The sequence below is a fragment of the Pseudomonas orientalis genome, assembly GCF_022807995.1.
Classification (GTDB): Bacteria; Pseudomonadota; Gammaproteobacteria; order Pseudomonadales; family Pseudomonadaceae; genus Aquipseudomonas; species Aquipseudomonas orientalis_B.
The window spans coordinates 3,033,409-3,057,161 of record NZ_CP094351.1 but is presented as its reverse complement, the minus strand read 5'-3'; the positions used below and the strand labels follow the sequence as shown (position 1 = coordinate 3,057,161).

Annotated in this window: 29 protein-coding genes; 23 read left to right on the top strand and 6 right to left on the bottom strand. The window is 58.3% G+C overall.

The annotated features are described in order from the left end of the window. From MRY17_RS13525 to MRY17_RS13485, 9 genes are all read left to right on the top strand, one after another. Positions 1-585, top strand: a complete 585-nt coding sequence (locus tag MRY17_RS13525; RefSeq protein WP_101220446.1) for a hypothetical protein — start codon at positions 1-3, stop codon at positions 583-585. Then, positions 582-998 (top strand): phage tail terminator-like protein, encoded by a 417-nt coding sequence (locus MRY17_RS13520; RefSeq protein ID WP_101220447.1) that lies wholly within the window; start codon positions 582-584, stop codon positions 996-998. Before MRY17_RS13525 ends, MRY17_RS13520 begins: the two co-directional genes overlap by 4 nt. A 72-nt stretch (positions 999-1,070) precedes the next feature. Beyond that, the gene (locus tag MRY17_RS13515; RefSeq protein ID WP_243352277.1) at positions 1,071-1,727 is read left to right on the top strand and encodes a phage tail protein; all 657 of its coding nucleotides are present in this window, start codon (positions 1,071-1,073) and stop codon (positions 1,725-1,727) included. A gap of 3 nt (positions 1,728-1,730) precedes the next feature. Further along, on the top strand, positions 1,731-2,111 hold the full coding sequence (locus MRY17_RS13510) for a phage tail assembly chaperone (protein ID WP_101220449.1): 381 nt from the start codon (positions 1,731-1,733) through the stop codon (positions 2,109-2,111). A gap of 17 nt (positions 2,112-2,128) precedes the next feature. Beyond that, positions 2,129-2,431: a DUF1799 domain-containing protein gene (locus tag MRY17_RS13505; RefSeq protein WP_101220450.1), complete on the top strand. Its 303-nt coding sequence runs from the start codon at positions 2,129-2,131 to the stop codon at positions 2,429-2,431. A gap of 27 nt (positions 2,432-2,458) precedes the next feature. Beyond that, on the top strand, positions 2,459-5,503 hold the full coding sequence (locus tag MRY17_RS13500; RefSeq protein WP_243352275.1) for a phage tail tape measure protein: 3,045 nt from the start codon (positions 2,459-2,461) through the stop codon (positions 5,501-5,503). Then, positions 5,503-5,841 (top strand): phage tail protein, encoded by a 339-nt coding sequence (locus tag MRY17_RS13495; protein ID WP_057009018.1) that lies wholly within the window; start codon positions 5,503-5,505, stop codon positions 5,839-5,841. Before MRY17_RS13500 ends, MRY17_RS13495 begins: the two co-directional genes overlap by 1 nt. 11 nt (positions 5,842-5,852) lie before the next feature. Then, complete coding sequence (locus MRY17_RS13490) at positions 5,853-6,605, top strand: phage minor tail protein L (RefSeq protein ID WP_065950815.1); 753 nt, start codon at positions 5,853-5,855, stop codon at positions 6,603-6,605. Between the two features lie 2 nt (positions 6,606-6,607). Further along, entirely contained in the window at positions 6,608-7,408 is an 801-nt protein-coding gene (locus MRY17_RS13485; protein ID WP_243352273.1) for a C40 family peptidase, read from the top strand. Here the strand turns inward: MRY17_RS13485 and MRY17_RS13480 are convergent. Then, positions 7,395-7,781, bottom strand: a complete 387-nt coding sequence (locus MRY17_RS13480; RefSeq protein ID WP_243352271.1) for an Imm41 family immunity protein — start codon at positions 7,779-7,781, stop codon at positions 7,395-7,397. The genes MRY17_RS13485 and MRY17_RS13480 overlap by 14 nt on opposite strands. Before the next feature lie 71 nt (positions 7,782-7,852). Between MRY17_RS13480 and MRY17_RS13475 the strand changes: the two genes are divergently transcribed. The 6 genes from MRY17_RS13475 to MRY17_RS13445 all read left to right on the top strand — a co-directional run bounded on the left by MRY17_RS13475 (position 7,853) and on the right by MRY17_RS13445 (position 10,973). Continuing rightward, positions 7,853-8,107: a hypothetical protein gene (locus MRY17_RS13475; RefSeq protein WP_243352269.1), complete on the top strand. Its 255-nt coding sequence runs from the start codon at positions 7,853-7,855 to the stop codon at positions 8,105-8,107. A gap of 372 nt (positions 8,108-8,479) precedes the next feature. Next, the gene (locus tag MRY17_RS13465; RefSeq protein WP_243352266.1) at positions 8,480-9,043 is read left to right on the top strand and encodes a hypothetical protein; all 564 of its coding nucleotides are present in this window, start codon (positions 8,480-8,482) and stop codon (positions 9,041-9,043) included. A 130-nt stretch (positions 9,044-9,173) separates the two neighbouring features. Then, positions 9,174-9,515 carry a hypothetical protein gene (locus MRY17_RS13460; protein WP_243352264.1) on the top strand — a complete coding sequence of 114 codons (342 nt, stop codon included), beginning with the start codon at positions 9,174-9,176 and terminating at the stop codon, positions 9,513-9,515. A gap of 104 nt (positions 9,516-9,619) precedes the next feature. Beyond that, positions 9,620-9,940 (top strand): hypothetical protein, encoded by a 321-nt coding sequence (locus MRY17_RS13455; RefSeq protein ID WP_124358582.1) that lies wholly within the window; start codon positions 9,620-9,622, stop codon positions 9,938-9,940. Between the two features lie 8 nt (positions 9,941-9,948). Then, positions 9,949-10,299, top strand: a complete 351-nt coding sequence (locus MRY17_RS13450) for a hypothetical protein (RefSeq protein WP_124358581.1) — start codon at positions 9,949-9,951, stop codon at positions 10,297-10,299. A gap of 62 nt (positions 10,300-10,361) precedes the next feature. Then, entirely contained in the window at positions 10,362-10,973 is a 612-nt protein-coding gene (locus tag MRY17_RS13445; protein WP_124358580.1) for a tail assembly protein, read from the top strand. A 48-nt stretch (positions 10,974-11,021) separates the two neighbouring features. On the opposite strand, the gene MRY17_RS13440 is transcribed toward MRY17_RS13445, so the two are convergent. Then, positions 11,022-11,360, bottom strand: coding sequence for a YceK/YidQ family lipoprotein (locus MRY17_RS13440; protein WP_162515433.1), 339 nt, complete (start codon positions 11,358-11,360; stop codon positions 11,022-11,024). 78 nt (positions 11,361-11,438) lie between these two features. Here MRY17_RS13440 and gpJ point away from each other — a divergent pair, with 78 nt between their 5' ends. The 6 genes from gpJ (at position 11,439) to MRY17_RS13410 (ending at position 18,425) form a co-directional block, all read left to right on the top strand. Further along, the gene (gene gpJ, locus MRY17_RS13435) at positions 11,439-15,260 is read left to right on the top strand and encodes a TipJ family phage tail tip protein (protein ID WP_243352262.1); all 3,822 of its coding nucleotides are present in this window, start codon (positions 11,439-11,441) and stop codon (positions 15,258-15,260) included. A 520-nt stretch (positions 15,261-15,780) separates the two neighbouring features. Continuing rightward, positions 15,781-16,236: a hypothetical protein gene (locus MRY17_RS13430; protein ID WP_243352261.1), complete on the top strand. Its 456-nt coding sequence runs from the start codon at positions 15,781-15,783 to the stop codon at positions 16,234-16,236. A gap of 10 nt (positions 16,237-16,246) precedes the next feature. Further along, a complete protein-coding gene (locus MRY17_RS13425) occupies positions 16,247-16,753 on the top strand; it encodes a hypothetical protein (protein ID WP_243352259.1) in 507 nt (168 codons plus the stop codon). Further along, complete coding sequence (locus MRY17_RS13420) at positions 16,754-17,308, top strand: tail fiber assembly protein (protein WP_243352258.1); 555 nt, start codon at positions 16,754-16,756, stop codon at positions 17,306-17,308. It begins immediately after the preceding gene. A 56-nt stretch (positions 17,309-17,364) separates the two neighbouring features. After that, positions 17,365-17,898, top strand: a complete 534-nt coding sequence (locus MRY17_RS13415) for a glycoside hydrolase family 19 protein (protein WP_243352256.1) — start codon at positions 17,365-17,367, stop codon at positions 17,896-17,898. After that, the gene (locus tag MRY17_RS13410; RefSeq protein WP_243352255.1) at positions 17,895-18,425 is read left to right on the top strand and encodes a lysis system i-spanin subunit Rz; all 531 of its coding nucleotides are present in this window, start codon (positions 17,895-17,897) and stop codon (positions 18,423-18,425) included. Before MRY17_RS13415 ends, MRY17_RS13410 begins: the two co-directional genes overlap by 4 nt. Positions 18,426-18,579: 154 nt before the next feature. Here the strand turns inward: MRY17_RS13410 and MRY17_RS13405 are convergent, their stop codons facing one another. Then, positions 18,580-19,260 (bottom strand): SOS response-associated peptidase family protein, encoded by a 681-nt coding sequence (locus MRY17_RS13405; RefSeq protein ID WP_243352253.1) that lies wholly within the window; start codon positions 19,258-19,260, stop codon positions 18,580-18,582. Between the two features lie 101 nt (positions 19,261-19,361). Between MRY17_RS13405 and MRY17_RS13400 the strand changes: the two genes are divergently transcribed. Both MRY17_RS13400 and umuC read left to right on the top strand, forming a co-directional pair. After that, positions 19,362-19,787 carry a LexA family protein gene (locus tag MRY17_RS13400; RefSeq protein WP_065936683.1) on the top strand — a complete coding sequence of 142 codons (426 nt, stop codon included), beginning with the start codon at positions 19,362-19,364 and terminating at the stop codon, positions 19,785-19,787. Continuing rightward, entirely contained in the window at positions 19,780-21,054 is a 1,275-nt protein-coding gene (gene umuC, locus MRY17_RS13395) for a translesion error-prone DNA polymerase V subunit UmuC (protein ID WP_243352251.1), read from the top strand. The genes MRY17_RS13400 and umuC overlap by 8 nt, the downstream gene beginning before the upstream one ends. Before the next feature lie 3 nt (positions 21,055-21,057). Here the strand turns inward: umuC and MRY17_RS13390 are convergent, their stop codons facing one another. From MRY17_RS13390 to MRY17_RS13380, 3 genes are all read right to left on the bottom strand, one after another. Next, positions 21,058-21,267, bottom strand: coding sequence for a hypothetical protein (locus MRY17_RS13390; protein ID WP_104503051.1), 210 nt, complete (start codon positions 21,265-21,267; stop codon positions 21,058-21,060). A 400-nt stretch (positions 21,268-21,667) separates the two neighbouring features. Continuing rightward, on the bottom strand, positions 21,668-22,906 hold the full coding sequence (locus MRY17_RS13385) for an MFS transporter (RefSeq protein ID WP_243352249.1): 1,239 nt from the start codon (positions 22,904-22,906) through the stop codon (positions 21,668-21,670). A gap of 223 nt (positions 22,907-23,129) precedes the next feature. Further along, positions 23,130-23,516: a TIGR03067 domain-containing protein gene (locus tag MRY17_RS13380; RefSeq protein ID WP_181283620.1), complete on the bottom strand. Its 387-nt coding sequence runs from the start codon at positions 23,514-23,516 to the stop codon at positions 23,130-23,132. Between the last annotated feature and the right edge of the window lie 237 nt (positions 23,517-23,753).

The window sequence follows — 23,753 nt, the reverse complement described above, 5'->3', positions numbered from 1 at the left end:
ATGGCTATCCAATCCGGCAGCTTCGCACTGAGCCTCGCCGAGTTTGCGGCCCAGACCGGCGAAGCCATCGACGCCAGCGTGCGCGAGATCATCATCGAGGTCGGCAGTAGCCTGATTCGGATGTCTCCCGTGGGCAATCCGGAGATCTGGGCGCAGAACGCAGTGGCCACCCAGTACAACAAGGCCGTCGACGACTACAACAGCGCGCTGCGCAGCGATCCAGCCAACCTTACCAAGGGCGGCAGGCTCAAGAAGGGCCGCAAGCTCAACGACGGCATGGATATCGTCGCGCCGGAAGGCTACGTCGGGGGCCGGTTCCGTGCGAATTGGCACATCTCGCTCGGCGTGGTCGAGAACGTCACCTTTGACGAGGTAGACCCGAGCGGCGCAGAAACCACTGCCGCGCTGGTCGCAGCAATGAGCGACTTCACCGCCGGCCAGATGGCCTACCTCATCAACAACTTGCCCTACGCGATCCCGCTGGAGTTCGGCCATTCCACCCAGGCCCCCGGCGGCATGGTCCGGGTAACCGTGGCTCGCTTCCAGCAGATCGTGCTGGAGGCCATCAGGAACAACCAGGTATGAGTCACGCAATCATCGCTTCGATCTACGAGGCAAAGCTGATCGCCTGGAACGCTGCCAGGTCGGAGAGGCTCAAGATCGTTTTCGAGAACACGGCCTACACGCCGGCGGAGGGCGAGACGTATCTGCGGGCTTTCACGATCCCGGGTGATACTGCGAGCAACACGCTCTGCGGCGATCACCGGCTGTTCACCGGAGTGTTCCAGGTGAGCATCATCGCGCCGGCCGGCACAGGCAAGACCATGACGAACCCGATAGCGGCCGAACTGACAGGCCTGTTCCTGTTGTACGCCCGGGACACGAAGGGCCAACTTACCGTGGTGACCATGTCGCCTGTTGATCCAGGACCTGGAATCACCAGCGACTCCACATACACCGTGCCGGTTTCGTTCTCGTACCGAGCAGACACCGACTGATCCCGCCCATTGGGCAAAACCACGAACCCGCCATCGAGCGGGTTTTTTCATATCTGCAAAGGGGAAATACCCATGGGCTACAAAATTCCGGACGGCGGCACCTTTCAGCACGGCGCCACTTATGGCCCGGACGTCCCGTTTTCGGCGCTGAGCAACGCGGCCGAAGCCGTGGCCACTGTAACGGGTGGCACGCTGTCGGCTGGCGACATTGTGATCGTCACTTCCGGCTGGACGCGCCTGGGTAATCGAGTTGTGCGCGTCAAGGCTGCGACCGCTACCGCAATCACACTCGAAGGCATTGATACCACCGACCTGCAGGTTTACCCAGCAGGCTCCGGCATCGGCTCGCTAAAGAAGGTGCTGACTTGGGTGCAAATTCCACAAATAACCAATATGGATTTCACTGGTGGCACCCAGAACTATCTGGATGTAGTGTTTCTGGAGGACAAGCAGGGCCGCCAGATGCCTACCGATAAAGCGGCGGCCAGCTTGGCTCTGACCATTGCTGATGACCCGGGCCAGGCGTTCAACGCCATTCTGCGCGCTGCAGATGCCAGCCAGGCAATTCAGGCGGCGCGCCTTAACCTGCCAGGCAACGACACTCTGTTCTACGGCGCTTTCACTTCGTTCTCAAACCAGCCGACGGTATCCCGCAGCAACTTGCTGACCCGCACTGTCAACTTGGCACTGCAGGGCGAGCCTACCCGCTACCTGACTGTTGTGGTGTAACTCATGGCCAAGATCCGTATCGCGCAGAACGCCACGTTCACCGCGCCGGTGTTGATCCCGATCGTCGGCAGCACGCCCGAAAAGGTCGAGTTCACCTTCAAGTACCGGGATCGCGCCGAGCTTGCCGCTCTGTTCGACGAATGGAACGAAAAGCGTAAGAAGGCACAGGCCGCACTGGGCGATAAACCGTCCTGGTCGGAAATTGTTGCTGTGGATACCGAGCAGCAAGCCCAGCAGATTAAAGACCTGGTGGTCGGCTGGGGCTTCGACGACGAATACAACGACGACAATATCGTCGCATTCGTGAAGTCCTGCCAGGGCGCCGCCGAGGCTGTCGTGAAGGCTCATGAGGGCGCATACAGCCAGGCCCGATTGGGAAACTGATCGACGCCGCCCGCGCCATGTATTCGCCGAGTGTGCCCGACGCGATTATCGGCATGTTCGGACTCTCCCCAGGTGATCTGGTTGAGGAAGTAGAGGTCTGGCCATGCAACTGGCCAGCCTTCCTCCTTTTCAACCGCATGTCCACCCAGTGGCGAGCAGGCGCCGGCGGAGCAATCGGTCTCGACTACAGCTGCATCCGCGACGTGGCCGGTTTCCTCGGTATCAAGAAAAAGAAACTCGCTGAAATCTTCCCTGACCTTCAGGTGCTGGAAGGCGAAGCCCTGCGCGTCATGGCGGAGGAAAGGGAAAACAGCCCGTAACCACGGGCACTTATTCAAGGTGAGTCGATGAACATTGCAGAACTCGGCGTCAAGATCGACTCGGCCGATGCAATCCAGGCTAAAACGAGCCTGGATGAGATGGCGAAGGCCGGCGGCCGGGCCGAGCAGTCCGCCGTTTCGCTGATGAACGAAATGCAGGCGCTGGAGAAGTCGCTGTCCACCAGCGCCAAAACCACCCAGGACCTGGCAAAGCAGCGTGATGCACTCGCCAAGCTGACAAAGACCGGCGCCTATGGCGAGGCTGAGGCGGCAAAGATCTCGGCTCAGCTCGATAAGCAGCAAGTGGCCTTGGCCAAGTCCGCTATGGACGAGCAGAAGGCCCTCAACAGCCTGCTGGGGGCTATTGACCCTGCCCGTGCCGCGCTGGCTAAGCTGGACACGCAGGTCGAGCAACTGGGTAAGCATCTCGACGAGGGTCGAATCAGCCAGGACCAGTACAACAGCGCCCTGGCCAAGATCGACAAGGATTACGGAAAGCTCGAAAAGACCACCACCGGCTTCGACAAGCTGCGCCTCGGTACCCGCCAAGCCCAGGAAAACGTCGTGCAGTTGGGTAACGCGCTGTCGTCGGGTGACTGGGGTAGCGGCGTTCGCGCCGTGGCTCAATTGGGAGCGGGTGCTGGTGCGGGTGCTGCCGGATTGCTGGCTATCCTGGCGCCGTTGGCACTGGCCACCGCCGCGGTTGGTGGCCTGGCCGTTGCCTACTACAAGGGAAGCGAGGAACAGGACCGCTACAACAAATCGCTGATTCTGACCGGTAACTACGCCGGCGTGAGCTCTGGTCAACTGGGCGACATGGCGCGGCAGGTGAGCGCGACCGTGGGTTCCACAGGCCAAGCTGCTGCAGTTTTGGCCATGCTTGCAGACAATGGAAAGATCGCCGGCGAGAGCTTCGAAGGCATCACCCAGGCCGCCGTATCGATGCAGGAAGCCACCTGTAAGGCAGTAAGCGAGACGGTTGCCGAGTTCGTGAAGCTGGCCGATGACCCGGTCAAGGCATCCGCTGCGCTCAACGAGCAGTATCACTACCTTACTGCCTCGGTTTACTCGCAAATTGCCGCGCTGGAAGAGCAGGGCGACCACGCCGGCGCCGTAAAGCTGGCGACCGAGCAATATGCCGACGCGATCAACGAGCGCACGCCGAATATCCTGGAGAACCTGAGTTTCTGGGAGAAAGGCTACAACGCCGTCGCGCGGGCTGCCGACAGCCTCAAAAATATCGGCCGACCGGATATCGGCGCCGATATCGAGCAGGCCCGGCGCGACCTGGCGAGCGCTCAGTCTGGTGATGTTGGTCTGTTCCAAAACAAGCAGGTGATGGTTGATTACTACACTAACCAACTGAACATGCTGGAAGACCAGCGCGACGCTGAAGCCGACATTGCCAAGCAAGAGGGTGAGCGTGCCAAGGCTCAACAGTCCGCGATCACTTCGATGCAGAAGGTGGACGCGCTCACCAAGTCGTCGCTGACCAATGAACAGAAACGCGCCGAAGCCCTGAAGGATTATAAGCAGCAGCTCGAAGACATCCGCAAGGTAGCGCCGAACGATCCGCGCCTAGCCCAGGCGGTGATCGATAAAAATATCTCCAACATCAACGACAAGTTCAAGGATCCGAAAGCCGCTGGCACCCAGGTCGACCTGACCAGCTTCAACAACGCTAAAAACGACTTGGCGGCGATCACCGATACCTACAAGAACTACCAGAAGGAGTTGGAGGCCGCGCAGAAAGCCGGTCTGCTATCCGAGGAAGACTACCTGCTTCGTCGCCAGGCCCTGATCGGCAACGAGCTTGATCAGGTGACAGCAGCCTACGAGGCCGAGATCACTGCCCTGGAAGCATCCAAGGCCAAGAAGACAACATCGGCCACGCAAAGCATCCAGCTGGATCAGAAGATCGCCGATGCGCGCGCGGGTATGGTCAAGGCGCAGAAGGATGCGGATAGCCAGCTTGAAGTACTAGCTACCAACGAGACCGGGAGGCTCGCCAAGCAGGAGCGCTCGATTAGTTCCTACGTGCAGGCACTGGGTCAGCAACAGCGCGCGCTGGAGCTTGCTGGGCAGCGCGCAGTATTGGGCGTGGGCCAGGGTGATCGTCAGAACGCATTGAACGGGCAACTGAACAGTCAGCAAGACCGGTTTGCTCAGCAGTCGCTGGAACTGGAAAACCAGCGATCCGACCCGTCGCGAAAAATGTCGGATGAGGAATTCACCCGCAAGTCGCAGGCGCTCGCTGACGCGAACAAGAAAGCCACCGACCAGATCAGGCAAAACTACGCTGACGTGGAGAGCGCCCAGGGCGATTGGACCAAGGGCGCTACGGCTGCCTGGGAAAACTACCTGGACTCGGCAAAGGACATTGCAGGCCAGACGAAGAGCCTATTCGGCAACGCTTTCAGCTCCATGGAGGATTCCATCGTCAACTTTGCCATGACCGGCAAGGCGTCGTTCTCGGATTTCGCCAAATCGATCCTCGCCGATATGGCGCGCATCGCCACCCGGCAAGCGGCATCGGGACTGCTCGGTTCTCTCGTGGGGCTTGGCGTTTCGGCGGCAGGCGCGTATTTCGGCGGTGGCACGACACCCACATCGGCTGGCTCAACCGCTGCAGGCTACAGCCCTGAAGTGCTGGCAGGCTGGTCTGGAGTCACCCAGGCCAAAGGTGGTGCATGGGCGAGCGGCGTCCAGATGTTCGCCGACGGCGGTGCGTTCACCAACTCGGTCGTAAGCAAGCCCACGGCATTCGGCATGGCCGGAGGCAAAACAGGCGTCATGGGCGAGGCGGGGGCAGAGGCGATTATGCCTCTGACCCGTACGTCGAGCGGCAAGCTTGGCGTTATGGCTATGGGCGGCGGTGGGTCTGGCGCAACGCAGATCAATGTAGAAGTGCACATCGACGGCGACGGCAATGCCTCGTCCACTGCTGACGCGCCAGGCTATGACCTGTTCGGCAAAGAACTGGCGACCTTCGTAGAACAGAAATACCAAGAGCTGCGCTCGAAGGACATGCGCCAGGGCGGCGTCATCAACAAAGCAATCAAGGGGCGCTGATGGCAATCGAACGATTTACCTGGGCCACGGAGAAAGGCGCGGAGGGAGATATTGCCCAGCGCGTCCGCTCCAAGCAGTTCGGCGATGGCTACGAGCAGTCGGTCGAGGATGGCCTGAACAATCGATCGCAGTCCTGGCCGGTGACCTTTACCGGTCTGAAACCGCGAATCAAGGAAATCATGGCCTTCCTCGACCGGCACAAGGGTGCGAAGGGCTTCCTGTGGGAGCCGCCCCTCGGCGAGCTTGGCCTCTACAAGTGCAACGGCTACAAGCCGATTCACCGCGGCGGCCAGGTCTACGCCATCACCGCCACCTTCCAGCAAACCTTCCACCCCTGAGATAACCGCCCATGGCACTGATCACGGACATCCAGAAACTGGAGCCCGGCGGCGAGATTCGCCTGTTTGAAATTGACGGGACGGAATACGGCGCTGATTACCTGCGCTTTCACGGCCACGCAATCCCGCACACGGCTGAGGAACTGTTGGCCTACGAGCATTCTGAGCACGACTTGCCCGCCAAGTCGATTATCTGGCAGGGCGAAGAGTACGCGGCCTGGCCGGTGCAGATTGAGGGTATTTCCTCGAGCAGCGACGGTACCGCCTCCCGACCGACGTTCGCCGCCGGCAACGTCAATGGGCGCGTCACGGCGTTGTGCTTGGCTTTCGAGGACATGCTGAAGTTCAAGCTGACGGTTCGCGAGACCCTGGCCCAGTACCTGGATGCGGCCAACTTCCCCGATGGCAACCCGACTGCTGACCCGACACAAGAAGCGCTGGAAATTTGGTATATCGACCAAAAAACCAGCGAGGACGGCGAGGCTGTGGTCTGGGAGTTGTCTTCACCGGGCGAGATCGATAACCACGGTCTTCCCGGACGGCAGATGACGACGTTCTGCCACTGGGCCATGACCAACGGTTACCGGGGGCCGGACTGTGGCTATACCGGCGCGGCCATGTTCGACGACGAGGATAACCCGACAGACGATCCGGCCAAGGATCAGTGCAAGGGCTGCCTGTCGTCCTGCAAGTTGCGCTTCGGCGAAAACAACGAACTGTCCTTCGGTGGATTCCCCGCCGTTTCCCTGATTGCCCGGAGCTGACCATGCGCAAGCACATCATTGCGGCGGTCCAGGCGCACGCTGCAGCCGAGTATCCGCGCGAATGCTGCGGCCTTTTGCTGGCCGTCGGTCGCGCGCAGAAGTACGTTCCATGCCGGAACATCGCCGCGGAGCCTAACGAAGAGTTTCGGCTTGATCCTGAGGATTATGCTGCGGCTGAAGACTTGGGTGAAGTGATCGGCATCGTTCACTCCCACCCGGACGCCACCAGCAGGCCGTCACCGCATGACCTGGCCATGTGCGAGGCCACCGCATTGCCCTGGCACATTCTGAGCTGGCCTGAGGGCGATATGCGCACGATCACCCCAACGGGCTGCACGCCGCTGCTCAAGCGTCCGTTCGTGCACGGCGCCTGGGATTGCTGGCAGGTCTGCGCTGACTGGTATCAGCGTGAGTGGGGGCTGGAGTTCGAAGCCTTCCAGCGTACCGACGGCTGGTGGGAGGGCGCGGAGAACACCAGTTTGTACGAGGCGAACTACGAAAAGGCAGGTTTCGTGCGCGTCGACAGTCCGTTGCGTGGCGACATGATCGTCATGCACGTTGGCAGAACAGTCCACCCGAACCACGCCGGGATCTACCTCGGCACAGATCCGGCATTGCCTGGTGAAGAGTCGGGCGCCTTCGGGCCCGGCCCGTTCCTGCTCCACCACCTTTACGGAAGGCCGTCCGAAATCATTGTTTTTGGTGGCCCATGGCATGACCGAACACGCCTGATCCTCAGGCACAAAGACCGGCGCGCAGCATCTGATGTGAAGGAGGCACTTCAGCAAGTTAATGGACGGTGAGCAGCAGTGGGTTCTCTTCTTCAAAGATGTTTTGCTCAGGCATATTTCTTGAGAAAAAACCCTCAAATACCACCTGGAATCTCTCCCGACAGTCGTATAGCTGTGCTCTCTTGAGGTTACGTATTTTGTAGCCGTCATTCCGATCGAAGTGGCAGCCAAATGAAAGGAAACAGTGGCTGAAGATGCGAAACACCTGCCAGTAGAGCTCAGGGTCGATTTCCTCTTCCTTGGCCAATTGGTAAAGAGCCCACTCTAAGAGCCAGTATTCATCTTGTGCCCAGAGCGCGTGCTCGTGTAGCTGGCCATTGAATGAGTTTTCGTCGTATTCATCGCAGCGGGGGAAGTTTCTTTGAACTACAAATCGAGGGTTCATCACGAGGTTCCTTATGTCTGCGTGGCAGACTGTTCTTTATCCATGACGATGATTTAAGCTCGGAGGGCCACATGCAAATCATACAACGCTACTTGCTGACCATTCACGACCTCTTCACCATCACCGGCGGCGGTATCTGCGGTGCTGAAGCCGAAGTCGCCATTCTTGATGGCGGTGTCGAGATAGATCGCGTGAAATTCTCCGGCAAGTGCCAGAGCAAAGGTGGCTACAGTCGCAGCTACTGTGGCAAGTCAGGGCTTGAAGCAGGGCTTGTATCAGGGCCGGGCAGAATTGATTTTGGCTTGGCGCAGGAGGTCGCTATCTAGGCTATTCACCGCCACCCATGAAGTCATCAGTCCCGAGCCTATGCGAACCATACTTCACAGTGTGACCATCACCCAAGCGCTCAGCCTCGACCTCTGCGACATGTTTGTCGGCGTAGATGTCAATAAAGCTCCAGGGAGCATTACGACCCACTGCCCATCCAAGCACCCATCCAGGCATATCTGGATCTGCGGGTAGATTCTTCACGAGACTTCTGACTGACATGGCCATTCTTTGGTTTGTGGAAGCCAAAAACTACTACCGATCAACGGATGCGCGCCACTGGCATTCCATCCACGCTGGATGCCCGGACAGGTACGAGTTACAGTGGTTGGAGTCCAACTTTCCAATTCATCTGAAGCTCAAGGATGCACATGCGTAAAATTTTGATAGCGTTGTCGATCACTATTGCCACGCTCATGCTGCCTGGCTGCTCAGCTGTGTCGACTTTCGACAAGTACGCAACCTTGCGTTTTTATGAGTGGAACCGAACAGACATTCAGTACAATCACTTCGATGGTGAGTCGGGCATGCTTAGTTCTAATCCTAATTTTCGGAATAGAATGCTGCCCGCACGGATAGCCGATAACAATCAATGGATCGACTTCACTGATGACATGGGGCAAGTTTATAAGACATTTGGAAATACCTTACAGCGCGACACGTTTCCAGCTGGGCTGGAGCCGATTAAAGAGTTTGTGGCCTGGAGTCAGCTTCCGCCAATACAGCGCCAGAATATGCGCGATGCATTGAATGACAAACCTGAGTTCGCATCTATTAAGGCTCGGCTTGTGCTTGAGCGCGGCACGGATGAGCCGCTGCTGGTCTTTAAAGGTAGTTCGTTACCTTGGGAGACACCCCCACAGTATGCAATCGACAAAGTTAACGCGATCAGAATGCTGGTTAACGCGCAGATTTGGTACAAGATCTTGAAGTAGCAGAGTTTCGAGAAAATCGACGGCAGATTGAGTAGACCAGCCCCGCGCTGGGCTTTTTGCATCAACGCCTCAGTGAAGTGGATGCCTGGCCAGGTACGCGGTACAGTCCTTTCTTACATGGAGGATATTGATGAAAATTTGGCTGATGGTTTTGTTCGCTATGGCACTCGCGGGATGCGCAGACAGCGGACCGATCAAGGTGGGTCCCGACACCTACACGATTTCTACCCGCGTTCCATTCGGCGGGCCCGCCTCTGCGAAAGGGCAGGCACTCAAAGAAGCAAACGTGTTCTGCGAGTCCCAAGGCCGGGAGATCCTGCTTGATCACATGCAGGCTAGCGAGTGCGCGCTTCACGGCGGATGCGGAGAGGCTGAGATATATTTCTTCTGCATGGCGAAAGGGGATCCGCAGCTGAAACGCCAGAGGTATAGCCCTGATCCGACGCAGAAGATTGAAATCGACCAGCGATAATTCGTGGCACCAAAGTGGCGTACTGAGCAATATTGCAGCCCCGCCAAACCAAAGAGGGAACGACATGCGCGTGGTGTTGCATTTGATCCCAGACGGGTGGACACATGGATAGACTTGATCGCTTGAACGGTCTGCTGCGAGAGCAGGACTGTGTTATGTCAATTGACATCAAATTCAACGAATTCAAATACGATTTGGAGTTGGTGCTGTCTGCCAATGAGTCAGGTTTGGACGCGGTATCGCTAATTTTTCATGATGTCAGCGCTCTTGAGTTGAACGGATTCGGTGGTGGCTTGACCCAGTTCATGCGCCTCGAAGCCTCTCGAGTGGATAATGGGCTCGACAGAATTCGCTTTGAAATGAGAGATGCGGATGACGATAAAATATCGTTCAAGTTCTTCACTTTCGGCGGATCAATATTTTAGGAGCTAGCATGCGGATTTTGATAGCGACGGTAGCGGTGGCGATGCTGGCGGGGTGCATGGCACCCACGATGAACGAGGCGCGCCAGGAAGGACCTTACAAGGTACTGACCTCGAAGAAAACTGACGCCGCGCTGGCTAAGTGCGTGCAGTATGAATGGCAGAACCAGCCGATCTTCGGCGGCACGCCTGGCGCAACCTCTCAGCCTGGGCGTGACACCGGGTATACGGTATTCACTGAGGGCTCTCAGTACTTCGTTGACATCCAGCCAAAGGGCTACGGATCAGAGGCGAAATATTACGTGGTGGTGGGTAATTGGATCGCGAATAAACGGCTGACCGCGCTGCAAGGCTGCTTATAGCGTCACATCAAATTGTTCAAGGCTCGCTTCGGCGGGCTTTTTTATTACCTGGAGAAAAGCAAATGGCGGCACTTGCCATCAATTATCAGCCCATGACCACAATCCTGCTCTACGGTCAGCTCCGACAGTTTGGACGGTCTTTCCGAATGGCTGTGAGTACTCCGGCCGAGGCCGTGAAAGCGCTTTGCGTCCAAATTCCAGGTTTCGAGCGGTTTCTGTCCAATGCCAAATCTAAGGGTATTGAGTTCGCGGTTTTTCGAGGCAAAACGAACCTGGGCGAGAAAGAACTTGGGTTCGCGGGCGCTGGAGATATCCGCATTGCTCCCGTTATCACCGGCAGTAAGCGCGGCGGTGCGCTGCAAACCATTATCGGGGCAGTGCTTATCGTTGTTGGTCTCGTCATCACCGGCGGCACCTTCGGCGCGGGCGCTCCTTTCGGCTCCGCCCTGATAATGATGGGCGGATCGATGGCGTTGGGCGGCGTGATCCAAATGCTCAGCCCCCAGGCTGGTGGACTCAAGACCAGCGCCGCGCCGGAGAACACCCCCGGCTACGCCTTCGGCAGTGCCAAGAACACCACGGCATCCGGTAACCCGGTTCCGCTGTGCTACGGCAAGCGCCGTGTCGGCGGGGCGATCATTAGCGCTGCCATTTACGCCGAGGACCATATGTAGCAATGGTCGGAGCAAGCTACTTGTCACCTGAAGTTAGTGCGTGTGCGATTACTCGAATCGCGCCTTTTCTATGTCTCCGTGCTTACTCTGTAGGTAAATTGTGTAGGGCAAAATGAGGGTGTCTGCAATTCCAGACAGCCCCATATCTAGCAAAATTAATGACGCAGACGGGTGTCCGTCAAAGCCGGTGCTCTGACGTGGCGCTGCATCGAGTGTGCAGTAATCAAAAACGGCACCGCTATAGATTCTCGGTACCGAATCGCAGCTCGAACTCCAACGAGCCAGCTTATTGCTCGCGACGGTGTCGTCTCGGAAAGTGGTGTTGACAGTCCCACAGCCTGTAGCTGATATCGCCGCTACCAGCACCAAAGCGTTTTTGATCTTCATCACATTGGCTCCTTGCCAGAAAAGTTTGAGGTTAACCGAAGCCGCGATATCGCGGTTTTTTATTGCCTGGAGAAAAGCATGGGCGCAGCACGCAAGATCGACATCCACGGCGCTAAGGGCGGCGAAGAAAAACCAAAAACGCCGACGGAAGCCCCGGACAGTCTGCGCTCTGTCGCCATCGCCAAGATGCTGATCGCTGTAGGGGAGGGCGAGTTCGAAGGGACGCCAACCGCCAAGGACATCTACCTCGACAACACCCCACTGCAAGACCCCCAAGGGAACATGAACTTCCCGAACGTGAAGTGGGAATGGCGCACTGGGGCCGTGGACCAGACCTATATCCAGGGGATTCCATCGGTCGAGAACGAGACCACCATCAGCACCGAGCTGCGCAGCGGCACTCCGTGGATTAGGGCGATCAACAACACCCAGCTTTCCGCTGTGCGCGTACGCTTCGCGTGGCCGGCGCTCCAGTCCGTGGACGCCGGTGGCAACATCAATGGGTACCGGATCGAATACAAGGTTGAGCTGGCCACTGATGGCGGCGCCTACCAGCAGATACTGAGCGAGGCGGTCGATGGGAAGACCACCAGCGTGTACGAGCGCACGCGCCGTATCGACTTACCCAAAGCCACGACCGGCTGGCTGATGCGCATCACCCGCATCACTCTGAATCAGAACAACAACAAAATCTCGGACACAATGCAGATCGCCGGGTTTACCGAGGTGATCGACGCGAAGATCCGCTACCCGAACACTGCGCTACTCTACATCGAGTTTTCTGCCGAGCAGTTCCGCAGCATCCCGGCCGTGACAGTCGAGACCAAGCTGAAGAAGATGCAGGTGCCGAGCAACTACGAACCTGTGTCGCGCTCCTACAGCGGCGTCTGGGACGGGACCTTCAAGCAGGCCTGGACCGACAACCCTGTCTGGATGACCTACGACATCACCACCGCTGACCGCTTCGGCCTCGGCCGTCGTATCAAGCCGTGGATGGTGGATAAGTGGGAGCTGTACCGGATTTCCCAGTACTGCGATCAGTTGGTGCCGGACGGGAAGGGCGGGCAGGAGCCGCGTTTCATTTGCAACCTGAACCTGCAAAGCAAGGCTGACGCCTGGTCGCTGCTTCAGGATATTTCGACCATCTACCGTGGCATGACCTACTGGGCTCAGGGCCAGGTATTCACGCTGGCGGATATGCCGCGCGCGGCCGACTTCGACTTTGCCTACACAAGGGCAAACGTCATCGATGGCAAATTTACCTACTCCAGCGCGTCGGAGCGCACCCGGTACACCCGGGCGCTGATCAGCTACGACAACCCGCTGAACAACTTCGACACCGACGTCACAGCTGTAACCGATGCCAAGCTGCAGCGGCGCTACGGCGACAACCCGCTGGAGATAAGTGCCATCGGTTGCACCCGCGAATCCGAGGCTCAGCGCCGCGGCAAGTGGGCGTTGCTCACCAACTCCAAGGATCGGGCCGTCACCTTCAAGGTAGGCTTGGACGGGCGCATTCCGCTGCCTGGCTACGTGATCCCGATCGCTGACGAGCTCCTGGCCGGTCGGCCGGTGGGCGGGCGCATCTCGGCAGTGAACGGCAAAGTCATCACCTTGGACCGCGACACACAGGCCAAGCCCGGCGACCGGTTAATCCTCAATCTGCCTGACGGCAAGTGTGAAGGGCGCACCGTGCAGTTGGTCAGTGGGCGGCAGGTCACCGTGACCGTCGCCTATTCCGTGCCGCCTGAGCGTGAGCTGGTGTGGGCGCTGGATGCTGACGACCTGGCCATTCCGCTCTACCGCGTGGTGAGCGTGGCCCGGCCAGAACCCGGTGTGTTCGAGATCTCGGCAGTTCAGTACGATCCGAGCAAGTTTGCTCACATCGACACCGGCGCGCGTCTGGAAGAGCGCCCGATCAGCGTGATTCCGATCACGGTGGTACCAGCACCGGCCAGCGTCACACTGACATCGAGCTACTCGGTGAATCAGGGCATCGCCATCAGCACCATGAACATCTCGTGGCAGTCCGTCGCCGGCGCCGTCGCGTATGACGTGGAGTGGCGCAAAGACAGCGGGAACTGGATCCGGGTCCAGCGCACCGGCTCGACGAGCGTTGATGTCACCGGTATCTATTCGGGGGCCTACTTAGCCCGCGTACGCGCAGTGAGCGCCTTCGACATCTCGTCGGTTTGGAAAAACTCGATCCTGACGAACCTGCAAGGCAAAACCGGTTTGCCGCCGGCGGTGTCGTTCCTGAACACCAAAAGCGAACTGTTCGGGATCGGCATCAAGTGGGGTTTCCCAGCTGGTGCCGAGGATACTCAGCGAACCGAGCTGTGGTATGGCCCGGCGAACAACCTCGCGGCGGCGACCAAACTGGCCGACCTGGCATATCCGCAGGCCGATTACCGGATGCAGTCCCTGCTCGCAGGCGCAACCCTGTTCTTCTGGGCGCGCCTGGTGGATCGTACCGGCAACATCGGGCCGTTCTACCCGGTGGTGAATGGAGTCATGGGGCAATCCAGTTCGGACGCCGGGGCCATCCTCGAGCAAATCAAAGGTCAGATTGATGAAACCTCGCTGGGGCAATTGCTCAACGCGCGGATCAACCTGATCGACGGCAACGGCCCCGGCTCGGTCAATGGAAGAATCGCAGCGACCAAGGCAGAGCTGGAGCAATTGATCGACCAGGTTGTCGATGCCCTGGAATGGGTTCCGGACAGGGCCTACCTCAAGGGTGACATCGTTCGTCAGGGGCAGAACCTGTACCAGGCAATCGCCCCGGTACCGGCGAACATCCAGCCGCCCAGCGCCAACTACTGGTTCAACATGGGCACCATTGCGGAGACAACCCGGGCGATGGCTCTGCAAATCCAGCAGAACAGCGCCAGCATTACCGAAATCGGCTTAGAGGTAACGTCGCAGGCTTCGCAGCTGAGCACCGTCAAGGCCACGGTGAACGATCCAACGACTGGTGTGAATGCTACGGCGACAGGGTTAAGCACGCTCAAGGCGACGGTGACCACGCTCAACGGAAAGGTCACCACGACCGCAGAGCGTGTTGACGGTATCTACCTGCAGGTCAACCCACCGCTTCAAGGCGATGACAGTGCCTTGATGGGGTCTGAGGCCAGCTATGTCGGCGTCTGGTCCACTCAGTCCGCCCTGATCGAGGGCGACATGGTGCAGGGCCAGCGCACGGACTTGGTTGAGGTGAAGGTGGCGAGCAACGCCGCTTCGGTCGTATCTGAGCAGACCGCTCGCATCAATGCTGACGGCGCACTTTCCAGCCGAATCGACACCGTTAAGGCTCAGACGTCGAGTAATGCGGCGGCAGTGCAGAGCGAGATCGTTGCAAGGACGAGCGCTGACCAGGCGCTTGGCCAGCGTATCGATACGGTTCAGTCGACAGTGGGCGGTAATACTCTCGCCATTCAAACCAACAGCACGGCAATCCAGACGGTCAACGGCAAGGTGACGGCGAACTGGTCGGTGCGAATGCAGTACGAGACCGCAACCGGGCTTTACAAGTACGCCGGCATTGGCCTTGGGCTGGAGAACGGGCCGGGCGGCCTGCAGACGCAGTTCATTATCGATGCTGACCGTTTCGCTATTGGCCAGGCCGGAACCGTGCCGTTTGCGGTGACAGGCGGACAGACCTTCATCCAGGCCGCTTTCATTCAGGACGGCACGATCACGAACGCGAAGATCGGGGCTTACATCAGCTCGACCAACTATATCGCAGGCCAGCAGGGATGGATTCTCAACAAGGACGGAACTTTCGAAATTAACGGTTTAGTGCCTGGCCAGGGCCGCTCGATCATGACAAATCGCTCGTTGCGCTTCTTCGATGTGAACGGTGTCAAGCGCGTGCAAATAGGAGATCTCTCCGAATGAGTAGTGGAGTAAGGATATGGGGCGCCAATGGCGCCCTTCAACTTGATGAAAACTCATTTACGGTAAGGGTTATTTATTCCGCTCTTATTGCTCTTGAGCAAACCAATACATTCATTTCAATCCCGGGGGTGACAATGGCAAAGTGCATCGCTATTTGTTTGCCGAACAATGGATCATGGCAAAATGACTCTGGTAGCCAAGACGCTCGGGTAGCGCAGTTTGATGCTCAGGTTCACGACGGCGGAGTAACTGTTTGGTCAAGAAATAGGAATGTACCGCAGGGACGCGTTGGCGTTTCGACGCAAAGGCTTCTTGTGTTGAGGTACAGGTAATGGCTGGATACGGGATGTCTTTCACGAATACATCGGACGTAGTCACGCTCGACTCTGAGTTTTCAAGGCTTGTTGTCCTGTCTTCGGGTAGATACACCAGATATGGGGCAATTTTCCCTTCGCCTATAACATCCCAAGAACCACCCCTGATATTTGCAAGGCCTGATTCTAACGGAGTATTCCAATGGGTGCGTATTCTTGGAGATCCAGGCAACTGGACGGGCTGGTCAAACACAAACAGCCAAGACGTGTCAGGATCCTACTTTCTCGCCGCATATGCATCGAAGCCGACTGAAACCTACGGGATGCGTTTGTGGGATGGCGGCACGAAGCTACTGTTTGACAGTGGTACGCCATGCGCTCAGTTCACGACGGTGATTACCTCATGGACATTTAATGGGGCAGTTAATACATCGGTGGGCAGATGGTCCTTCCACTGGTCGGCATCTGCGCCGCTCAATAGTGGCGACTACATGCTGATCAATAATATTGCAATGGATATCCCGGGAAGCACAACTTTCTCAAAACTGTCATGTTCGTGGAATTATTCTACAAATACGATAAGCATACTTTTGCAAAACATAGGCGATTTTAATGGCAATAATTTATTTTTGCCTGTGTTATTTGCAAAGCAAATAAGTTAGTGGAGGAAGCATGGCAAGGCAAGATATAAACATTGGTACAGCGCCAACGGGTTTTGGTGGCGACACAACACGCAGCACTGCTGTGAAAATCAATGCAATGACGACGGAGCTGTACGCGCGTAATGCACAGCTGGGGACCGCCTCAAACGCAAACATAGGCACTGATCCCGGGAATGTCATGAGTGTTGGTGCGTTTGGGCTTGGGGTTACATATTCGCCTGGGCTGACGTTGCGCACGGACGTACTTGGCAGCCAGGTGGCGCAGACGGGCATTTCCCGTTACTCGGCCGATACGGCAGGCAGGCCGCCTTTTGGTTCCGGTTATGGCGTCTTGCAGCATTTTTCGGCAACCAATGACGGCACTTACAACTACGGCGCGCTGTTGGCTATTGATTATGCTGCGACCGAGCTGATGATGTGCCGGCTGACAGGTTCCGCCGGTTGGTCGCCGTGGGCGAAGTTCTATAGCACCTCAAACACCACTCGCGCCGCTGACGGCACACTGAAGGCGATCTAAATGAAAACTCGCGCAGCAGTAAATATCCTCGGAGCTACCGGCGCTGTCATCGACATCACGTCACTGGGCGTGGACACCATCGCCACGGAACACCCAGGCCCAGGGCAGTACCTGGTCTACGGCACGCTTGGGATGGCGCCGGCCCCTGAAGGTTGGGGCTACGTCGTGAACCAGATCGATGCGGCCTGCTCGGTCGCGATCAGCTACCACGACGGGGTGCTGGCGGTCAGCATTGCCAAGGACGGCGAGCCTGCTGATCTGGAACACAGCATTACCCTTCATGTGGCGGTCGAGGCCTTGCCCGTTCAGGAGATGCCCGAAATGCCCCCGCCGTCAGCTGGTCCTCTGGAAGTTGCCCAGGAAGAAATCGCCCGCTTACGCTCCGCCGCCGACTACGCGATCGTGCCCCTCCAGGATGCGGTTGATGTCGACGAAGCCACCGATGCCGACCTGGCCGCACTGAATGCGTGGAAGAAATACCGCGTGGCGCTCAGCCGGGTTCCCGACCAAGCGGATTACCCTCAAACGATTGAGTGGCCGCACGTCCCCGCGTAAACCCTGGAGCAGACCACCACCCGCCTTGTGCGGTTTTTTTTCGCCTGGAGAAAGCCATGCCTATCACCGAGCAGCAGTTGCTGCAGATACTCCCGACCGCCGGCCGCAATGCCGGCGTTTTTGTTCCTGTGCTGAATACGGCCATGGGCCGGCACGCGATCGTGACCCCGCTGCGCATCGCCGCATTCATCGCCCAGGTCGGGCATGAGTCGGGCCAGTTGCGATATGTGCGGGAGATTTGGGGGCCAACGAAGCAGCAGGCCGGGTACGAAGGTCGTGCCGATCTGGGCAATACCGTGAAGGGGGACGGGTCCAAGTACCGCGGGCGTGGCCTTATCCAGGTCACCGGGCGCGCGAATTATGCCGCGTGCGGCGAAGCCCTGGGCCTGGACCTGATCAACAAGCCTGAGCTGCTGGAGATGCCGCAGCACGCCGCCATGTCAGCTGCCTGGTTTTGGACGACCAAGGGCCTGAACACCCTGGCGGATCAGGGGCAGTTCGAGAAGATTACCAAGCGCATCAATGGCGGGCTCACCGGACAGGACGACCGCCAGGCGCTCTATGAAAAAGCGCTGAAGGTGCTGGCATGACGCCGGTGCAGAAGCTGGCCGGCCTGGTCGTTCTGATCCTGGTCCTGATGGCCGCCGCCGCCGGCGTTACCTGGCAGGTTCAGAACTGGCGCCTGGGCAAACAGCTGTCTGAACAGCTATCCGCGCGGAGCGCCGCACACCAGGGGCAGCTCGACGCCATCACCAATGAGGCTTGGCGGCAGCAGAACGCTGAACAGGAAAAGCGCCTGGCCACCGAGCAGCAGATCGCGGTACAGGACCAACAACACGCTCAGGAACTATCCAATGCCCAACGTAACCAAGCTGCTCTGCGCGATCGCCTTGCCACTGCTGATGTCCGGCTGTCAGTCCTCCTCGATGCCACGGACACAGCCAGTCGCTGCGACGTGCCTGCCACCCCCGGCGCCGCCTGCGTGGTTCATGCAGCCCGTCGAGCCCAACTTGACCCAGCGCATGCGCAACGAATTGTCGCCATCACCGATGACGGAGACAACGCCATAATTGCTTTGCGTGCGTGCCAGGCATATGTCAAGGCCATTGCGCGCTGATCGCGCTGAACTACTCTTTCACGGCACGTTAGTATCGCGATCATCGGGGGTTTAGACAGGGCATCATGGATAAGCGGCTCGCAGGCCTTTCATTTCTGCTCACCCTTGGCTGGGTGGTCGCCGTCATATCTGTGATTTGGTATTTCTCCTAAAGCTAGGCGATAGGCACTATCAGTTCGCTGCCTTTGTTTCTGACGTTACCAACGGCTGTGTCAACCTTGAACCACTCAAACACCTCAGTCGGCTCGCCTTGGTGCAACACCATCTGTTCGGCGCGCTCTTTAGGCGTGGCAGGATTCAGCCATTCCCAAGCGAGGTCAGCCGTCAGCACTATGGGCCGTCGGTCGTGAATGTCCACCATGCCCCCGGCGCTGTCCGCGGTGATGATCACAAAACCGTCATGCTCGCCTGGGCCTTCATCGGCATCCGGCAGTTGGCCGATGGCAGCACAGAATATCGGTCCACCATCCCGCCGGCGGATCAAGTAGGGCTGCTTCTTGGGGCCTCCTTCATCCACCCACTCAAACCAGTTGTCGATAGGCGTGATTGCTCGGTGCGGCCAGATCGCCCGAAAGAATGGGCCGTGGGCGACCTTTTCCACACGCGCGTTGATCGGCGCGGCGCGGTCCTTGGCCCAATGCGGTCGCCACCCCCAGCGCACCGGGTCGGCGTGGAGTAAGTCGTCTTGCACATGTAGCAGCGCAACTGCGGTCGTCGGCGCCACGTTGTATCGCTCTATCGGCTCGTCGCCCAAGGCGTTCGCCAGAGCATGGGGCATGCTTAGCGCCGCAACGAAGTCATGAATCCCGCTGTATTGTGAAAGCCTTCCGCACATAGGCGCCGCTCCGTCTGTCGAAATCCCCTACAGAAAAATTGACCACAAGCCTTCTGCAAAGTTAACTGTACATTCATACAGTTCGTGTAAAAGGCTGCATCATGAGCTTCACCATTTTAGGCCCTATATCCGAAGGCGGCACGAAGCTGCCTTTCTGCTCGTTTCGGGTGCCAGCTGGGTTTCCATCACCAGCAGCCGACCATATCGAGCAGCACATCTCATTGGATGAGGTCCTAAATATCCGCGCGCCTCACGTTTACTTGATCGCCATTACCGGTGAAAGCATGCAAGGCGCTGGTATTTTCGAGGGCGACCTGGCTGTTGTGGACCGCTCTATTGAGCCAGCTCACGGGCATATAGTCGTGGCCCTGCTCAATAACGACCCGATGTGCAAGCGCCTGTGCAAGCGTGGGGCCGAGGTTATCCTGCTGTCAGAAAACCCTAAGTACCCAGCGCGCTACATCCTCGAAGGTGACGAGCTATCGATCTGGGGCGTGATCACCAGCACCGTGCGCAGTCATGTCTAACCCGCCGGTCTTTGCCCTTATCGATTGCAACAGCTTCTATGCAAGTTGCGAGCGGGTATTCCGGCCCGACCTAGCCAAAACCCCAATCGTCGTGCTGAGCAACAACGATGGCTGCGTGATCGCCAGGAGTTATGACGCCAAGCCATTTATCAAAATGGGCGAGCCGTACTTCCAAATCAAGCACAAGCTCAAGCAGCACGGCATCGTGCCTTTCTCGTCGAACTACGCGCTTTACGGCGATATGAGCGAGCGCGTGATGACGCTGATTGAGAGCCTGGTGCCCGCGGTTGAGATTTACAGCATCGATGAAGCGTTCGCTGACCTCACGGGTATACCGGAGCTGGATGCCCTAGGGCGCCAGATCAGGGCACAGGTTTTGCGCGGCACCGGTATTCCTGTTGGTGTCGGCATCGCGAACACCAAGACGCTGGCCAAGTTGGCCAACCACACGGCAAAGCGGCTTCAGGCTCAGACCGGTGGTGTGGTGAATATCACCGATCCGGTCAAGCGCGATTGGGTGCTGCGCAACACTGACGTATCGGAAGTGTGGGGTGTGGGCCGAAAAATGAAACTGCACCTCGATGCGATGGGCATCAAGTCAGCTATGGACCTTGCCAAAGCAGATCCCTGGACGCTACGCAAAAAATTCAGCGTTGTGATCGAGAAGACGGCCCGAGAACTGGCCGGTACGTCCTGCCTGGAACTGGACGAGCCAGACCCGCCGAAGCAAGAAATTTGCTGCAGTCGGATGTTCGGAAGACGCCTGACCGAGCTACCCCCCATCAAGGAAGCGGTGGCCACCTACATGATGAGGGCATCCGAAAAGCTGCGCGCCCAGAACTCTCTCTGCAAGAAGATCCGCGTCTGCATTCGCACCGGGATGTTCAACCCTGAGGAGGCAAAGTATGCAAACGGCGTGGTGGTCGATATGCCGTACCCCACCGATGACGTGCGACTGCTTACGAAAGCCGCTGTCGATGCGCTCGACAGGATTTTCCGGCCGGGTTTCAAATACAGCAAGGCCGAGGTAATGCTGCTCAACCTGTGTCAGCCAGGAGAATACACGGACGATCTGTTCGCGATATCGCAGGCGGCCGAGGCAACCCGTGTAATGACTGTGCTTGATCAGATCAACGAGCGGTGGGGCAGAGGTACGCTTCGGTCTGCCAGCGTGCCGACCAACCCCGACTGGGGGATGCGTCGGGAGATGATGAGCCAGAGCTATACCACCAAACTGGACCAGCTCTGGACGGTGGCATGCAAGTAGAGCTCAGTCCTGCGTCATAAGGACAGCCAGAGACATTTTGATGAACTCTTCATTGTCGCCGATCGTGAAAAGGGCGCCGCGCACGTTGTCTGCCACTTCAGCGGAGCCTCGCTGCTCCACCCAGTTCGACAGTTCCATGATTGAGGCCTCGAGGGCGAGTTGGTTCTCGTAGAGTTTGGATAGTAGGGAAGGGATCAGGTCAGAATTCAACATCGTTGTTCCTCCGTGGAGTGAACAGCGTAGCAGGCAAATTATGGAGTTGGGAGATCGATCGGCAGGACGCCGGAGGAGGGGTTATGCAGTTTCGGCATGAGCTTAAATTTACCCGTTGGGACCAGTCTTGGAACCAACGGGTGCATTTCGGTGCGTTATTGTTGCTTACTGATGACGACTTGGCCCAGTAAACACTGATCACCAGTAATCACCATTATGCGTTTCATACCGCATGGTGATGTTAGCTGTGGAGATCAATTACTTTACCTATCAATGGGTTGCGAGCGTGACGGCAGGTGCCTTCAGGCATGCGTCAACAGCGACATCAAGGCGCGAAACCCGGTCGCTGAACACAAAATGTGGGATGTGTGTTGGAATTTGGCGCGCATTGTCGCATATGTCAGGCGACAGTTGTATGGCCAGCGAAGGTTGGTTTAGCCAATGTCTCCGGCATGGCCAGCCACAGCAGCAGCAATGCGGCGGCGGCCACCCCGGCCAGGGTCAGGAAGGCGGCGTTGTAGCCGGCCAGTTGCACCACGAAGCCGGCCAGGCTGCTGCTCAGTGCCGCGCCCAGGCCAAACACGGTCGACAGCGCGCCGAGGCTGACGTTGAAGCGGCCGGTGCCTTGGGTCAGGTCCTTGACGATCACCGGGAACAGCGCGCCGAAAATGCCCGCGCCGATGCCATCGAGCATCTGCACGGCAACCAGCCAGTAGGGGTCGTTGGACAAGGTGTAGAGCACGCCGCGCAGCGGCAGGATCATGAAACCGGCCAGCAGCAGCGGCTTGCGCCCCCAGAGATCGGCCTTGAGCCCGACCAGCATTGCGGTTGGCACCATCACCAACTGCGCGGCGACGATGCAGGCCGAGGTCAGCGGCGTGGCCATCTGCAGGTTGATCTGCGACAGCTTCTGGCTGACCAGCGGCAGCATCGCGGCATTGGCCAGGTGAAACAGCGCGCAGCAGATGGCGAACAGCAGCAACGGGCGGTTGGCCAGCAGCGCGCTCAGGCCCGAGGGTTGCTCGTGGTCGGCGTGATGAGCCGGGTCGAAGCCACGGGCCACCTCGTGGTCGATCGCCTTGGCCGGGACGCAGCTCACGGCGATGACACTGGCGACGGCCATGAACGCCATCAGGTAGAACACCACCACCGGCCCGAACAGATAGGCCAGGCCGCCGGCCAGCAATGCCGCTACGGCGTTGCCGGCGTGATTGAAGGTTTCGTTGCGTCCGGTGCGCCGGGTAAACGCGCGCGGCCCGGTGATGCCCAGGGAAATAGCAGAAATCGCCGGGGCGAACACCGACGCGGCGATGGCGCTGGCGGCCTGGGTCAGCGCCACCCAGCCAAACGAGCTGACGAACGGCAGCATCAGGCAACTGAGCGTCACCAGCAGCGCGGCAAGCGCAATCACTGCGCGTTTGCTGCGGGTACGGTCGATCAGCGCACCCGCCGGGCCCTGGGTGATCAGACCGGCGACGCCGGCGAGCGTCATGACCACGCCGATACTGGCCGGATTCCACTGGTGTACCGCCAGCAGGTAGATCGCCAGGTACGGACCCAGGCCGTCGCGCACATCCGCGAGGAAGAAATTCAGGCTGTCCAGGGACAAGGCAGTGCGCAGGTCTGAGTGATGGGCCACGATGCTAACTTCCAGAGCGCAGTCCGGGGGCTGGACATGCGTTGGGGTAGTGACCTGCACTTGGGGTGGTTAGTTCGCGGTTGCCTGGGTTTTCCAGGCGCAAAAAAAAGCCCGCAAGCGGAGGCGGGCCAAGGGATTCACTGGAGTAGGTAGGCCTTACCCTATAGGTCGGAAAGTGAAGGCCTTGTGAAAATGCCATGATCAAACCGGATAAGCAGGCCGCTCATGTCCGACGCACGAAGGTGCGCATGGTCTGCCCCGGGCCAGTGCTGAATACGGTGGGCCGGGGCATGCCTTCATCGGCAGCGATGAACACGAAATGATCGCCTTCGAGGCGGTAGCTGGCCGGTAGCGACTTGCCGGCATCCGCGCCGATGGTGTCTACCCAGGTAATGCTTTTGGGCATGGTGTCGGCATCCAGCACAAAACAGCCTGTCAGCAAGATTTCCCCCTCGACGGTGACGACTTCAAATTTATCCGCGCTGATAGTGGTAATGGCACCTGGCGCGCTATGTGCATCGGCAGGGTTGAGTACGCCATTGTCTTCCAGGGCGATTTGCTCCCAGGCGCCTTGCAGGGCGTGGTAATCCATGACTGAAGAGGGTGACATGCAACTTCCTTTTGCTCAAAGGTGGGGCAGGCAATTGTATCGGCGCTGTGACCGCACTGCAGATAGCAGTGTTTTTTCTTTACGGGACAGCCATTTGACAGCTTTTTCATGTTGTATTGACTACGCTTGTAGTGTGAATAGTCCCACATCAGAATAACTTTCTGGCTACGCATCGACGTAAAGCAGAAATAATCGTTAAATCGGTGGGATTTTTCGTCAGACTAGGTGGTCAGATTG

Bases quoted from the DNA above. Each gene is read 5' to 3' on its own strand.
- MRY17_RS13525 (WP_101220446.1), top strand. From the start codon at position 1: ATGGCTATCCAATCCGGCAGCTTCGCACTGAGCCTCGCCGAGTTTGCG.
- MRY17_RS13520 (WP_101220447.1), top strand. From the start codon at position 582: ATGAGTCACGCAATCATCGCTTCGATCTACGAGGCAAAGCTGATCGCC.
- MRY17_RS13515 (WP_243352277.1), top strand. From the start codon at position 1,071: ATGGGCTACAAAATTCCGGACGGCGGCACCTTTCAGCACGGCGCCACT.
- MRY17_RS13510 (WP_101220449.1), top strand. From the start codon at position 1,731: ATGGCCAAGATCCGTATCGCGCAGAACGCCACGTTCACCGCGCCGGTG.
- MRY17_RS13505 (WP_101220450.1), top strand. From the start codon at position 2,129: ATGTATTCGCCGAGTGTGCCCGACGCGATTATCGGCATGTTCGGACTC.
- MRY17_RS13500 (WP_243352275.1), top strand. From the start codon at position 2,459: ATGAACATTGCAGAACTCGGCGTCAAGATCGACTCGGCCGATGCAATC.
- MRY17_RS13495 (WP_057009018.1), top strand. From the start codon at position 5,503: ATGGCAATCGAACGATTTACCTGGGCCACGGAGAAAGGCGCGGAGGGA.
- MRY17_RS13490 (WP_065950815.1), top strand. From the start codon at position 5,853: ATGGCACTGATCACGGACATCCAGAAACTGGAGCCCGGCGGCGAGATT.
- MRY17_RS13485 (WP_243352273.1), top strand. From the start codon at position 6,608: ATGCGCAAGCACATCATTGCGGCGGTCCAGGCGCACGCTGCAGCCGAG.
- MRY17_RS13480 (WP_243352271.1), bottom strand. From the start codon at position 7,781: ATGAACCCTCGATTTGTAGTTCAAAGAAACTTCCCCCGCTGCGATGAA.
- MRY17_RS13475 (WP_243352269.1), top strand. From the start codon at position 7,853: ATGCAAATCATACAACGCTACTTGCTGACCATTCACGACCTCTTCACC.
- MRY17_RS13465 (WP_243352266.1), top strand. From the start codon at position 8,480: ATGCGTAAAATTTTGATAGCGTTGTCGATCACTATTGCCACGCTCATG.
- MRY17_RS13460 (WP_243352264.1), top strand. From the start codon at position 9,174: ATGAAAATTTGGCTGATGGTTTTGTTCGCTATGGCACTCGCGGGATGC.
- MRY17_RS13455 (WP_124358582.1), top strand. From the start codon at position 9,620: ATGGATAGACTTGATCGCTTGAACGGTCTGCTGCGAGAGCAGGACTGT.
- MRY17_RS13450 (WP_124358581.1), top strand. From the start codon at position 9,949: ATGCGGATTTTGATAGCGACGGTAGCGGTGGCGATGCTGGCGGGGTGC.
- MRY17_RS13445 (WP_124358580.1), top strand. From the start codon at position 10,362: ATGGCGGCACTTGCCATCAATTATCAGCCCATGACCACAATCCTGCTC.
- MRY17_RS13440 (WP_162515433.1), bottom strand. From the start codon at position 11,360: ATGAAGATCAAAAACGCTTTGGTGCTGGTAGCGGCGATATCAGCTACA.
- gpJ (WP_243352262.1), top strand. From the start codon at position 11,439: ATGGGCGCAGCACGCAAGATCGACATCCACGGCGCTAAGGGCGGCGAA.
- MRY17_RS13425 (WP_243352259.1), top strand. From the start codon at position 16,247: ATGGCAAGGCAAGATATAAACATTGGTACAGCGCCAACGGGTTTTGGT.
- MRY17_RS13420 (WP_243352258.1), top strand. From the start codon at position 16,754: ATGAAAACTCGCGCAGCAGTAAATATCCTCGGAGCTACCGGCGCTGTC.
- MRY17_RS13415 (WP_243352256.1), top strand. From the start codon at position 17,365: ATGCCTATCACCGAGCAGCAGTTGCTGCAGATACTCCCGACCGCCGGC.
- MRY17_RS13410 (WP_243352255.1), top strand. From the start codon at position 17,895: ATGACGCCGGTGCAGAAGCTGGCCGGCCTGGTCGTTCTGATCCTGGTC.
- MRY17_RS13405 (WP_243352253.1), bottom strand. From the start codon at position 19,260: ATGTGCGGAAGGCTTTCACAATACAGCGGGATTCATGACTTCGTTGCG.
- MRY17_RS13400 (WP_065936683.1), top strand. From the start codon at position 19,362: ATGAGCTTCACCATTTTAGGCCCTATATCCGAAGGCGGCACGAAGCTG.
- umuC (WP_243352251.1), top strand. From the start codon at position 19,780: ATGTCTAACCCGCCGGTCTTTGCCCTTATCGATTGCAACAGCTTCTAT.
- MRY17_RS13390 (WP_104503051.1), bottom strand. From the start codon at position 21,267: ATGTTGAATTCTGACCTGATCCCTTCCCTACTATCCAAACTCTACGAG.
- MRY17_RS13380 (WP_181283620.1), bottom strand. From the start codon at position 23,516: ATGTCACCCTCTTCAGTCATGGATTACCACGCCCTGCAAGGCGCCTGG.